Annotated in this window: 10 protein-coding genes; 5 read left to right on the forward strand and 5 right to left on the reverse strand. The window is 36.2% G+C overall.

What is annotated here, in order from left to right; all coding sequences use genetic code 11:
* Positions 1 to 82: 82 nt before the first annotated feature.
* Positions 83 to 757 (reverse strand): biliverdin-producing heme oxygenase, encoded by a 675-nt coding sequence (locus tag FFO06_RS10605; RefSeq protein WP_137908007.1) that lies wholly within the window; start codon positions 755 to 757, stop codon positions 83 to 85.
* Positions 758 to 1,182: 425 nt separating this feature from the next.
* Here FFO06_RS10605 and acsF point away from each other — a divergent pair, with 425 nt between their 5' ends.
* Positions 1,183 to 2,259 (forward strand): magnesium-protoporphyrin IX monomethyl ester (oxidative) cyclase, encoded by a 1,077-nt coding sequence (gene acsF / locus FFO06_RS10610; protein ID WP_137908008.1) that lies wholly within the window; start codon positions 1,183 to 1,185, stop codon positions 2,257 to 2,259.
* Between the two features lie 69 nt (positions 2,260 to 2,328).
* Here acsF and FFO06_RS10615 read toward each other — a convergent pair whose 3' ends face one another.
* Positions 2,329 to 3,246 carry a metal ABC transporter substrate-binding protein gene (locus FFO06_RS10615; RefSeq protein ID WP_370743662.1) on the reverse strand — a complete coding sequence of 306 codons (918 nt, stop codon included), beginning with the start codon at positions 3,244 to 3,246 and terminating at the stop codon, positions 2,329 to 2,331.
* Between the two features lie 193 nt (positions 3,247 to 3,439).
* On the opposite strand from FFO06_RS10615, the gene FFO06_RS10620 reads away from it, so the two are divergent.
* From FFO06_RS10620 to FFO06_RS10635, 4 genes are all read left to right on the forward strand, one after another.
* On the forward strand, positions 3,440 to 4,231 hold the full coding sequence (locus FFO06_RS10620) for a metal ABC transporter ATP-binding protein (protein WP_137908010.1): 792 nt from the start codon (positions 3,440 to 3,442) through the stop codon (positions 4,229 to 4,231).
* A 69-nt stretch (positions 4,232 to 4,300) separates the two neighbouring features.
* Positions 4,301 to 5,146, forward strand: coding sequence for a metal ABC transporter permease (locus tag FFO06_RS10625; RefSeq protein ID WP_137908011.1), 846 nt, complete (start codon positions 4,301 to 4,303; stop codon positions 5,144 to 5,146).
* Between the two features lie 200 nt (positions 5,147 to 5,346).
* The gene (locus FFO06_RS10630) at positions 5,347 to 6,864 is read left to right on the forward strand and encodes a serine/threonine-protein kinase (protein WP_137908012.1); all 1,518 of its coding nucleotides are present in this window, start codon (positions 5,347 to 5,349) and stop codon (positions 6,862 to 6,864) included.
* 780 nt (positions 6,865 to 7,644) lie between these two features.
* Complete coding sequence (locus tag FFO06_RS10635) at positions 7,645 to 8,604, forward strand: FliH/SctL family protein (protein ID WP_137908013.1); 960 nt, start codon at positions 7,645 to 7,647, stop codon at positions 8,602 to 8,604.
* Between the two features lie 602 nt (positions 8,605 to 9,206).
* Here the strand turns inward: FFO06_RS10635 and FFO06_RS10640 are convergent.
* The 3 genes from FFO06_RS10640 to FFO06_RS10650 all read right to left on the reverse strand — a co-directional run bounded on the left by FFO06_RS10640 (position 9,207) and on the right by FFO06_RS10650 (position 12,627).
* The gene (locus FFO06_RS10640; protein WP_137908014.1) at positions 9,207 to 9,782 is read right to left on the reverse strand and encodes a YHS domain-containing (seleno)protein; all 576 of its coding nucleotides are present in this window, start codon (positions 9,780 to 9,782) and stop codon (positions 9,207 to 9,209) included.
* A 183-nt stretch (positions 9,783 to 9,965) separates the two neighbouring features.
* Complete coding sequence (locus FFO06_RS10645) at positions 9,966 to 10,415, reverse strand: hypothetical protein (protein ID WP_137908015.1); 450 nt, start codon at positions 10,413 to 10,415, stop codon at positions 9,966 to 9,968.
* Positions 10,416 to 10,581: 166 nt separating this feature from the next.
* Positions 10,582 to 12,627 (reverse strand): FHA domain-containing protein, encoded by a 2,046-nt coding sequence (locus FFO06_RS10650; RefSeq protein ID WP_137908016.1) that lies wholly within the window; start codon positions 12,625 to 12,627, stop codon positions 10,582 to 10,584.
* Between the last annotated feature and the right edge of the window lie 168 nt (positions 12,628 to 12,795).

Here is a 12,795-nt window from a genome sequence, read left to right on the forward strand (position 1 = left end):
TCTTGTTGAGCATCTTTATATAATTCATCATGTTCAAAATTAATTGAGTGATGAATTATATCTTTGTCAATTATGCAGAGACTCAAATTAAACTATTGTAAGTGTCTTTACCAATAGTCTCTATTAAAATCTTTTCTAACTCTTGAAATATCTGCATATTTAATTTGAAAGCATAGTTAGCTTCTGCGACAATTTTGTCAGCACTTGTATCATCAATGGGGAGTTTATCTAATGCTTGACGATACTTTTCTTTAAAAGCCTGTTTGTCGGGAATTTGCTCAAAATTGTAAAAGGAAGTTCCTGTATATCCAGACAGTTTTAAGGCTGACTGAGCAATTTTTTGGAGCATTTGGCCACCGGAAAGATCACCCAAATAACGAGTATAGGAATGAGCTAATAATAGTGCGGGTTCATGGGTAGAAATTTGTTGAATACGCGCAATATAAGTTTGAGTAGCAGATGAAGGTTTAATGGTTTCTTGCCATTGATTCCCATGATAAAATAACATATCTTGTTTGAGGGAAGATTGGCGATTTAGTTCGGGAAAATAAATTAAACTAATTACAGGATGTTGTTTATGTTTCTCAATTGCTGCTTCTAGTTCACTATAAACAAAATAGAAATTACTCAACAATTGAATAAAACAATTTTTGTCTACAACTCCTTTGATAAAGCATTTCATGAAACCGACATTTTCAGAATTTGTATGCGCTTGTTGCGTTCCCACACGCAGTTTCATTGCTAAATTATTACTCATTGTTTCTTCCCTCTTGTTGATGTCTGTAGTGTTCTTTTCCAAATTTTAGCGACTCGTTTATCAGTTCACAGCCGATATAATTACAGAAAATTGCTATTCTATATGAATAGAGTTATCAGCATAATTTCTCCAGCACAAATCTCCAGCATAAATGTCCAGCATAAATTACTATCAATAGTAATTTCGGCTATTTTTACCGCTCCTGAAATTATTTAACTATTATTCTTTGTATAACTATAAAAGTATTCATATTTATTTATAGTTTCCTAAATACATTTGTTTAGTAAATAGGTATTTAAACCATAAATAAATCCTAGATAATTCAGTATTTTTGTAAGAATTAGTTTCAATAATTTAACTGATGACTAATAACAAATATTCATGCTTATATAATTTTAAGGCAGACAATGGCAAAAGGAATACTTATGGTTAGGTCGTTGGATAAACCCCCAGTTGAGTTACCGAAATCGGGGGTAAAAACACCCGTTCAAGAAACACTATTAACACCCCGCTTTTATACCACTGATTTTGACACAGTGGCCAAAATGGATATTTCGGGGTATGAAACGGAATTAAGGGCTGTAATTGAGGAACTCAAAGCAGATTATAATCGTCATCACTTTATACGAGATGATGAATTTAAGCAAGGTTGGGATCACATTGTTGGTGAAAAACGACTGGCTTTTATTGACTTTTTAGAACGTTCTTGTACTTCCGAATTTTCCGGGTTTTTACTGTTTAAAGAATTATCCCGTCGTCTCAAGGAGAATAACCCCTTATTATCAGAAGCATTTGCTTATTTAGCACGAGACGAAGCCCGTCATGCGGGGTTTTTAAATAAGTCAATGGCTGATTTTAACCTTTCCCTTGACTTAAGTTATCTGACTAAAAATCGCACCTATACATTTTTCCCTATAGAGTGGGTTATTTACACGGTTTATCTATCGGAAAAAATAGGTTATTGGCGTTATATTTTAGTATATCGTCACATGGAAAAAAATCCCGAATACCAATTTTATCCTCTATTTCGGAAGTTTGAAAGTTGGTGTCAAGATGAGAATAGACACGGTGATTTTTTCAAAGCTTTGTTACGTTCTCAACCTCAATTATGGAATAATTGGAAATCTCGGTTATGGGTACGGTTTTTCTTAATAACCGTTTTTGCAACTCACACCATGACAGTATTTGAAAGAGGTAATTTCTATGAAATATTAGGTATTCATCCTCGTAAATACAATAATCAGGTAATTGAAGAAACTAACAAAACCGCAGCTAAAGCATTTCCGATTATTTTAAATACCAATCATCCCTATTTCTTCTGGTATTTAGAACAATGTGCATTGTATAATCAGAAAATAATTGATCTCAACAAAATCAACGATTGGGGAATTATCAAATATTTCCAAAAAATTCCCTTAGTCTTGATGATTTTTTGGTATATGTTCAAGATTTTTCTGATTAAACCCATAGACGCAGAAGCAACTCGTCAACAAGTTTGTTAGTTAGGGAAAGGGGAAAGTTGAATGACCAACAAGATTCTCAAATTCTCTAAGAATTTGGGGATCTAATCCTTATTTTTTACTCTTTAATTGAAATGGTGTATATTTCCCACCCAAAGCTTCAACAATAGTGCGGGTATTTGCAACCATCATTTTTATATAAGTATCACTATTACTACCTTTTACCCCAATGGAATCAGAATAAAGTGAAGTTGGTGCTAATTTTACCCCTGCTTCTTCTGCAACTGTTTTAATTAAAGCTGGGTTAATTGTTGTTTCTGCAAATATCGCTGGGACACCTATTTTTTTCACTGATTCTACTAATTTTCTCACCGTTTGGGCGCTTGGTTGTTCCTCCGTACTAATCCCGATTAAAGTTCCAGCAATTGTTATTTTATAAGCATTTCCATAATATTGAAAAGCATCATGAGTAGTAATTAATTTACGGTTTTCTGGGGGAATAGTTTGGATTTGTTCTAAAATCCAAAGATGTAATTGTTGTAATTCATCAATTAACTTATCTGCATTTTCAGTTAACTTATTTTTATCTGCTGGTGACAAAGCGATTAAACTATTTTTAATTGCTTTCACCATCAATATAACATTTTCTGCACTACCCCAAACATGAGGATCTGGAACAATTTTCCCTTTACCTTTATCTAATTTTAAGGATTTGACAACTTCCCCCACAGCTAACTTTTGCGCTTTGTCTCCAGTCGCATTCATTAACTTAATAATTCCCGGTTCTAAATTGTAACCGTTGTACAAAATCAAATTAGCTTTTTCCAAAACTCGACTATCTGCGGGTACTGGTTCATACATATGAGGATCTGCACCAGGTTTCAAAATTCCCGTAATTTGTAATTTTTCTCCGCCAATTTCTTCAGCTAAATCTGCAATAATGGTACTCGTCGCTACAACCTGCGGCGGATTATTTCCTCCGTGTAAGGAGTTGGGAGTACAACCCATTACAGCCAAAGATACCAACATTCCCAGACAAAGGGGATTAAACCTAACTCCCAACCCCTTTTTTGTCCTAGAAAGGGAGTAAAAGTCATACATTGTATTAAGCATTAGTTTCATTTATCTCAGTGATTACTTCTAATTATAGATAATTATAGATATTCTCATATTTTTCTCATTTTTATAGTAAACTCAAAAAATAACTATTTTAATCAAAGTTATGCAAAACATTTCTGATTACCGAAAATCTAGTCTATCTACCAAAAATTCAGCAAATATACTTACACAGATCAATATCACCCATCTAAATGTAAATTATCGGACACAGGAAGCATTAAGAGATATTAACTGCACAATTAAACCAGGAAAGATAACAGGTATTTTTGGACCCAATGGTGCAGGTAAAAGTACATTAATGAAAGCTATTTTAGGGTTAGTTCCCATCACTAACGGTCAAGTTATATACCAAAATCAGCCCTTAACCCAGCAACTAGAGAAAATTGCTTATGTACCCCAACGTAGTCAAATTGACTGGAATTACCCCGCCACCGTATGGGATGTAGTCATGATGGGGCGTATTAAAAAAACAGGCTGGTTACGTAGTTTCTCTACAGTCAGCCGCCAAATAGCCACACAAGCATTAACAAAAGTGGGAATAGAAGCATTAAAAAATCGTCCCATTGGTGAACTTTCAGGAGGACAACAACAACGGGTATTTTTAGCCAGGGCTTTAACTCAAGAAGCCGAAATCTTCTGTTTTGATGAACCATTTGTAGGTATTGATCAAAAAACCCAAACTATCATATTTGAAGTCTTTCAAGAACTAGCAAAAGCCAATAAAATCGTCTTAGTAGTTAATCATGACTTAGGTGAATCTATTACCCATTTTGATGATTTAATCTTACTAAACTGTGAATTAATCGCCACCGGTTCACGCCAACAGGTGTTAACAGAAAATAACTTAAATCGGGCTTATAGTGGAAAAGTCATGTACTTTGCTGAAGCAGCATAATAATTAATAAATATCTTCTCTTCCCCTCTTCCTTTGCGTTCTTTGCGCCTTCGTGGTTCATTTTCATCTATGTTGCAAACACTAATTGAACCGTTGCAATATGGCTTTATGCAACGTTCCTTAATCATCGCCATACTAGTAGGATTATTGTGTGCTATAGTCGGTAGTTATTTAATGGTACAACGCCTAGCATTACTGGGAGATGCTATTAGTCATTCAGTATTACCAGGACTGGCTATAGCCTTCATGATTGGTGCTAATATCTTTGTTGGGGCGTTTATTGCGGGGGTTTTAAGTACCATGGCCATAGCCTTAATTAAAACCCGATCTCCCATTAAGGAAGATGCTGCTATGGGCATAGTTTTTTCTGCTTTTTTTGCTCTGGGAGTTACTTTAATTACAGTCATTCAAAAGGATAATAAAATTGATTTGAATCACTTTCTTTTTGGTAATATTTTAGGGGTAACTGTTGATGAAGTCAGGGATACAGCTATTATTGCAGCTATTGTTTTAATGGTAGTTTTCTTATTATATAAGGAACTGTTATTTTACACATTTGATCCTTTAGGAGCGCAAGCTGCTGGTTTACCAGTTAATCGTTTAAATTTTGGTTTAATGTTGTTAATTGCTTTGACAATTGTTGCCAGTATGAAAGCTGTGGGAGTAATATTAGTATTATCGCTTTTAATTACTCCTGGTGCAACTGCTTATTTATTAGTCAAACGTTTACATCAAGTCATGATTTTAGGGGCGGTAATTGGGGTAATTTCTAGTATTAGCGGAATGTATCTTAGCTACTTTTATAATTTACCTTCTGGTCCAGCTATTGTATTAGTGGTTTCTGGTTTATTTACCTTGGCTTTATTGTTTAGTCCTCGACATGGGATTTTGATTCCTAGTGTGAATAGGAAATAAAATTATCAAATTATCAAATCGGTATTTTTATTACATTTAATGCTGGTTTATATTTACATAATTCCACGTAAATAGACTTTGTTTGTGTAGTAGCGATCGCTAATTGCCGTTATTTTACTAAACTGGAAAAGTGTTCACAATTACCGTTATTATATTCTTGAGGTGTTAGATCAAGAGTGCAGCCACCCAGGGGAAAGAAAATGAATGAGATCCAAGGACAACTCCCGATTTTAACTGGAAACAGAGGAAGATACCAACTTCTTGGACGTTTAGGAGGAGGGAGTTTTGGGGACACTTTTTTAGCTATTGATTTAAATACGCTTACTCAGCGCTACTGTGTGATCAAGCGATTACGAATTGATAGTCATCATTCTCCTGAAATAGTTGCAGGGATTAAAAAAGCCTTTGAAAAGGAGGCTAAGGTTCTGGAAGATTTAGGAGATAGAAGCGGTAACATTCCCTGCTTATATGATTATTTTTCCTCAACTGTAACTGACCCCGAACTCAGTACCCCACAGGAGTTTAATTATTTGGTTCAACAATATATCGAAGGAGAGGATCTAAAAAAGGAACTGGAACAACAAGGACGTTTCTCAGAAGCCAAGGTTTTGGCCTTATTAAATAATATTTTACCTGTTTTAAAATTTATCCATAAAAATAACGTTATTCACCGGGATATTAAACCTAGTAATATTATGCACTCCAAAGAAGAAGATAACAAATTCTATTTAATTGACTTTGGAGCAGTTAAACAAGTGATAAAAGGTGATATTGACACCACAGAAACATCTATGGTCTTTGGAACTCCTGCTTATGCTCCCCTAGAACAAATCAGAGGGGAAAAGGTTGATTATTCCAGTGATTTATATGCTTTAGCTGCTTCTTGTGTGCAATTATTAACAGGTGAATTTCCAGACGATTCCCGCGATGTTAATAATCTTTGGAATTGGCAAAAATATCCCCATATTAGTGAACATTTAGGTAAGATACTAAAGCGTATGCTCCAAGAAGATCTTGATCATAGATTCCAGTCAGCACAGGAAGTAATGGAAGCTCTAAATAAAGGAGATGATCCTAGTGATAAAAATAATGGTGATGATCAAACGACAGAAATTATCTCTCCTCCCAAACCTCAATTTATTAAAGTTTTATTGATAACAGCAATTATTTTGACGACTACTGGGGTTTTGATAGCTATTTATCGCTATCAAAATCAAGACTCACAAGTAAATATTAAAACTATTCCTGGTCAACTATTTGAGGATAAACAATTTGGAATTGAGATCAAATATCCTCAAGATTGGAAGGCTGAAAAACAACAATATAGTCCGTTAACCGGGGGAACTATTGCCAAAATATTCCCTAATACTTCTAGTCTGAATCTCGAAGTAGGGCTATTTATCCGTATTGAAGATATACAAAAATCTCAGACTTTATCAGAGTATAATCAGGCTGCTATCGAACAAATTAAAAAATCCGTTAAAAACGTCCAAATTCTTGAACAGCAATCGAAAAAAATAGATAATCGAGAGGGATATCAAATAGTTTATACAGGTGAAGATCAAATTAATAACTTTAGGTTTAAAGCTATGGAAGTTTGGACTATCAGTAATTCAAAAGTTTATATTCTGACCTATCGAGCCGAAGAACAAGTCTATGACGTATTTCTTCAATATGTAGAACAAACCATGATTAAGTCTTTTCGTTTGAAGTCTTAAGTACTCCTTTACTTCTACAATCATCTCGTGGGGAGTTATTAGCGAGATTTTCGGCACAATAGTAATTTATCAGTTATGGGTAATTCATAAATTACCCACTACATCCACAACTTTGATCAGATTTGAAGATATTAGTATTAGTATAATATTTCTTGAATGAAAACCCATTGACAATAATTAAGGTTTTTTCTCAAAAAAAGCGCAAGCAGATTATATCTAAAAAGATTGTACAAAAAATAGTTGAGAATTGCAAGCCCTGAAATTAACTTTTTTCGTCAGCTTATTGAGAAAATTCTCAAGATTATTGAGAATATGGGCTAATATAGGGTACTAGTCCTTTTTTGCTGAAGAATGATTTAAATAACTTATTGGATATATTCATATGTATAATAATCCTTGATGATGGTGCGTTACGCTGTCGCTAACACACCCTACTTAATAAACACATTACACCTAAAAACCTAGATTTGTAGGTTGGGTTGAAGCATGAAACCCAACATGAGCGTTGGGTTGCGCTGTCGCTTAACCCGACCTACAAAAAATAGATAAAGCTGAATGGTTGGGTTGAAGCATGAAACCCAACATAAACGTCGGGTTGCGCTGTCGCTTAACCCGACCTACAAAAAATAGATAAAGCTGAATGGTTGGGTTGAAGCATGAAACTAGTTTTTTTAACGAACCACAGAGACACAGAGGACACAGAGGTAGGAAAATAAGAGATATTCACATTTCATTTAGGATTGCTATATAACCCATATCTACTAATTAAAGTTAAAATAAATGACTCGCTTTATACATGATCAATTTGCTAAACAATATCTAACAGAACTATTAACACCCTATGGACAAGTAGAAACCAGTAAAGACATCACCGCAGAAGTCAGACAAATTGACGTATTATTTATCCCCTCATCCCCACCCACCAACCTAGCAACACTAGGCGTATTAGGGAAAATGGCGGCTAATTATGCGGTATTTGAACCATTTCGCAATGCTGTGGGTAGAAGTGAAATCCGCAGTTGTATGGGTAAATTATTTGACATTCATGCCCAGGTTGAACGTCAAGCTAAACGCAATGACACGCGAATAAATGAATCCGAATTAGCTAATTTGTGGATTTTGACTCCTACAGTATCAGTAGAAATCCTCGATAGCTTTAATGCTAGTTTGGATGAGGAAAACTGGGGTCAGGGGATTTACCTTTTTGGTAAAGGATTTAAAACCGTCATTGTGAGTATTCATCAATTACCCAGTACACCCGAAACCCTGTTTTTGCGGATATTAGGTAAGGGAAAAGTACAAAGACAAGCGGTGGAAGAATTGGAAACACTGACAAATAATAGTCCGTTTCTAGCAGATGTCATAGAATTAGTACATAACCTAATTGCTGTGTTATCGGCACGTCAGCGTCAAGAACAAGATATTGATCAGGATGATCAGGAGTTAATTATGAAATTATCCCAAATGTATCAACAACAATTAGAAGAACTGAGAAAACAAGGACTCCAGGAAGGACGAGAAGAAGGAAGACAAGAAGGACAACAGGAAGGACTTAGGACTGGTGTAGAGAGGGAAAGACGCGCTATCATTGAGAGTATTCTACAAGTGCGTTTTGGTGAAGTTGATGCCGAATTGACAAGAATTATTAACCCCCTGATGGCTATGAGTAGAGAAGAATTTACTCCTTTACTTCTACAATCATCTCGTGGGGAGTTATTAGCAAGATTTTCGGCACAATAAGCTGTTACGCAGCTAGATCCAATAATCCTGATATTGTTATTTCTTGTTATTTCTTGTGGTGCGGGCAAGATGCCCGCAAGAATTATACAAATTAAATGCAGTACAGCTGAGTAATTTATGGGTAATTGATGAATTACCCACTACATCCACAACCTTGATCAGATTTGAAGATATTAGTATTAGTATAATATTTCTTGAAAACCCATTGACGATAATTAAGGTTTTTTCTTAAAAAAAGCCCAAGCAGATTCTATCTAAAAAAATCATACAAAAAATAGTTGAGAATTGCAAGCCCTGAAATTAACTTTTTGCGTTAGCTTATTGAGAAAATTCTCAAGATTATTGAGAATATAGGCTAATATAGGGTACTTATGCTTTTTTGCTGAAGAATGATTTAAATAACTTATTAGATATATTCAGATGTATAAGATTTGTAGATGTGTAGGTTGGGTTGAAGCATGAAACCCAACATGAGCGTCGGGTTACGCTGTTGCTTAACCCGACTTACAAAAAATAGATAAAGTTTGTAGGTTGGGTTGAAGCATGAAACCCAACATGAACGTCGGGTTGCGCTGTCGCTTAACCCGACCTACTTGTACTCATTAACGACGAATTTTCCTAGCTATACCAGGCCAATTTTGATCAGCTTTTTGAATATTTCCAGGAATGTCCTTTTCCCAGCGTTTTTGAGTGTCCAAATTAACATTTAAGTACAGCTTACCGGACACAATTTTCCAGGCATTAGGGTCAATAGGTGCAGTATATCCTCTACTGACAGCCCAAGCACAAAATCCTCCATATTGCGGAGCGTATTTTTCAGGATTTTTCATAAATAGGTTGCGGTTTTCGGCTGTGGAAAATCGCCAATTTACATCCTGCCATTTATAGGTGAAATTAGCATTACCTGGGGTTGCTTTTCCTTGTTGAAAATAGGCTACAGCATCAAAACCTTTTAAAACAAAAGAGTCTTGTAGATTAAACACCTTACCAGCCAGCTTAAAAGGGGTATTAACCGGGGTATTTTGCCTTTGAATAGCATTTGGAGCAAAATTACCATGGTTGGTGGGTTGAAGGCTGGGAATAACGGTTGTAGTGGTTGCTTGAGAACGATAACCGGAAGCTAACCCCACCATGAATATTGAGGATGTGATCAAAGCGATAAAATTCTGGTGATTCATAAACTGGTGATTCATAAAAATGTTTATTTGTTTTAGGACAATATCAGGTTCTTACCCCACCCTAACCCTCCCCTTGATAAGGGGAGGGGACTAGATTCCAGTTTCCTCAAGAGGGAATTTTTTGAACAGATGTTAAATAGAATGATGGAAAAGTGGCAAGAATTGTCTTGTTAGAAATTGTTATTAAGAAATTCTCGGCCATTTACCAATCCATTCTCCACCGCGAAAACGCCAACGGGGAAATAATAACCGCATAACTACCCAAGCAGATAAATAAACGGCTAACCAAACTAACCCATAATGTTGAATAAATCTGGTTAAGTCAAATTCGGTTTTAGGAATATGAGGTAAACCGATATTGGCAATTATTAAAGCCAGAAATACCCCTTCTATAACTCCTGCATAAAGTTGAAATACCCCAGGCCAGTCATGGTCCCAGAGATATTTTTGCAGAAAATCATACAAAACATCCCAAGCAATGCCAAATAAACCTACATAAAACACAACCCAAAAGTAAACTAAGTTGGAAGCAATGCCTAAATATCCCCCATAAAAAAGCAGAGAAACTAACATTCCCACTGTTGCTAACAAAAAAATTCGTGTTTGCCAGCGTCCGAATAAAGTTGGAGTCATAATGATATGAGAAGTAGTGTAAATTAAGGTTTTTAGAAAAAATTCAGAAGAATTTAGGACTTACGCATGAGTCACGGAATAACGAACCACTGAGGCACAGAGAACACAGAGAAATGAGGGTTTGAGGAATATTTTCCGTAAGTCCTGGAATTCTGGAATTGAAAAATTAAGGCTTTTGATTCAATGCCCATTTTAGCCATTGCCAAAGGGAATAAATTCCCTGAATATAGCGGACTCCTGGAGCTTTTACAGCAGCCAAAGCCTCGATAGAACGATGGGCAGCATATTGTAGTCCTAAAAATGTGTCTACGGGGGCGTAGGGACCGCCTAAGGTGATAATTCCTGCCCCATATATGCGAGAACGATTATTTCGCAGTTTTTTGATTTCAAAGTTGTTTTCTACATGAAAACGTCCTTCTGGGTTAAAATCTAGGTCGTAATGCAGTATTAGGTCTTTTAAAAATGGACTTTCTAAAGGATCGGAAATCAATCCTGTACAGTCAATCACAAAATCAGCAATTAGGGTTTTTTGACCTTTGCTAGTGACTACATGAGTAACAACTTGACCTTGGGAATTACGTTCTAGTTTGGTGACTAAACCATAATGAATTTCATACCATTTCTGAGCTATTCCTTGACGAACAATGTCGCGCCATTTTTTGCGACTAGCTGTGGTTGTTCCCCCCCAAGCCTGTAATAATTCCCGTCGTCTTAACGGGTCAGCGGCTTCTAGCATTGTTCGCATATCACCGCCCCAAGTTCCTTTTGGCCAGTTAAAAGGTTGAAATTCCCAATCATTTTCTACGTAGCGTTTAGCTGGCTGAAATTCTTGACCTTTGCGGGGGTCTCGGTTTAAATGAATTACCTGAATATGTTTCATTTTTCGGGCTTCATACAGCCTTTCTAATATTTGTGAGGCTACAATTCCCGACCCACGAAGGACAATAGTACCGCCTTTTTTTTCTAATTGTTGGTAAATATGATCATGGGGTTCATAACCTTGAACTACTGTTTTATAATTTCCTGTTTCTTCGGGATATTCTTGACGATATTTTTCCAGGTCTGGTAGTAGTTTGATTGCGGGATAACCTGTGCAGAGATGGACATATTTAGCTAATAAAAATTGGTGATTTCCGTCTTCTTGGTTGGAAGTGGAATAGGCAATACAATAACGCCCGTCTTCCGTTTGTCGTAGACTACGAATACTGCCATATTCTAACATTTTACCCCAACTAATGCGATCGCTCTCCCGGTCCATGGACTCAAATACATCTCGTCCACGGGGGGTGTAGGTATCTGCATAAACAGGTTCAGCAAAAACTTGCCACAAAAATCCTAAAGCTGCACCAACTTGTCCAGAAAAGAAGGATCTCCAAGCATCTCTTAAAGCATATCCTGGCCAGCCCCAAATATTATCAGGACAGGAATCTGAACCGGAACGAATTCGTTTATGTCGGGGAATTTGACAATTTTTCAGTAGGCTTTCATAGCGTTTATAAGGTTTGTCTTGAACACTCAAAACTTTAATATTTTCCGGTTTAACTCCCGCAATTCTCAACATATCCACCCAAACAAAACTGCCCATTCCTCCCCCGCAGGCCACATATTCTGTTTCTCTGACTAAAATACCACTGCGACGAATAGCTTCTAGGGGAACCTTTTCTGCATTCCAAAAGTTGAAATTATAGGGAAAACCCGCTATTTGAATGGGTACAGCGTCGGGAGTTTGTTGTTCTAAAGCATCCGTATAAGGATTAAAAATGATGGATGATTGAGAATCTGGTAATTTCCGCACCCTAGATACGGGAATAATCTCCGATTGGGGGTTAAAAATTGTGGACTTACCTTCAAGTACAATGGTAATATTCTCATCCCCAGATCGAATGAGGATAACGGTAATGGTGTAGTTACCTATTCCCAGTCTATCCCCACTGATTAAAGTCCGACGTTGTTTAAGTAGTTTTTCACCGTTAACTTGAGTGCCATTGGCACTCTTGTCTTCTATATAAAGCTGATTGTTTTCTAAGGTAATTTGAGCATGAAAGCGAGAAATTTGCTTATGAGAGTCTAATAAAACTATAGGAGACACCGTTTCACCATTGATAACCGCAGGAAGTTGACTCATATCCCTGCCGATAGCTACTGGCAGGTTAAAAACCTGTTCTTCCTGCTCCTGTGTCAGTTTATTTTCGGAAATCAGTTTGATTTGCATGGTTTTGATGCCCCCATTTACATCTTGAGATATTATTGATAATATTAATACATTAATATTCTGCTCCATTTCCATAGGAGTACTGAAAAACTTTAAAATAATTTTATGTTTTTATGTTTTTATTTCTTATTTGCTATTTTAAAGGTTAATCGCTACATATCTGGCTAT

Origin of the sequence: Dolichospermum planctonicum (assembly GCF_005402965.1) — a bacterium.
Taxonomy (GTDB): Bacteria; Cyanobacteriota; Cyanobacteriia; order Cyanobacteriales; family Nostocaceae; genus Dolichospermum; species Dolichospermum planctonicum.

Bases quoted from the DNA above. Each gene is read 5' to 3' on its own strand.
- FFO06_RS10605 (WP_137908007.1), bottom strand. From the start codon at position 757: ATGAGTAATAATTTAGCAATGAAACTGCGTGTGGGAACGCAACAAGCG.
- acsF (WP_137908008.1), top strand. From the start codon at position 1,183: ATGGTTAGGTCGTTGGATAAACCCCCAGTTGAGTTACCGAAATCGGGG.
- FFO06_RS10615 (WP_370743662.1), bottom strand. From the start codon at position 3,246: ATGTTGGTATCTTTGGCTGTAATGGGTTGTACTCCCAACTCCTTACAC.
- FFO06_RS10620 (WP_137908010.1), top strand. From the start codon at position 3,440: ATGCAAAACATTTCTGATTACCGAAAATCTAGTCTATCTACCAAAAAT.
- FFO06_RS10625 (WP_137908011.1), top strand. From the start codon at position 4,301: ATGTTGCAAACACTAATTGAACCGTTGCAATATGGCTTTATGCAACGT.
- FFO06_RS10630 (WP_137908012.1), top strand. From the start codon at position 5,347: ATGAATGAGATCCAAGGACAACTCCCGATTTTAACTGGAAACAGAGGA.
- FFO06_RS10635 (WP_137908013.1), top strand. From the start codon at position 7,645: ATGACTCGCTTTATACATGATCAATTTGCTAAACAATATCTAACAGAA.
- FFO06_RS10640 (WP_137908014.1), bottom strand. From the start codon at position 9,782: ATGAATCACCAGAATTTTATCGCTTTGATCACATCCTCAATATTCATG.
- FFO06_RS10645 (WP_137908015.1), bottom strand. From the start codon at position 10,415: ATGACTCCAACTTTATTCGGACGCTGGCAAACACGAATTTTTTTGTTA.
- FFO06_RS10650 (WP_137908016.1), bottom strand. From the start codon at position 12,627: ATGCAAATCAAACTGATTTCCGAAAATAAACTGACACAGGAGCAGGAA.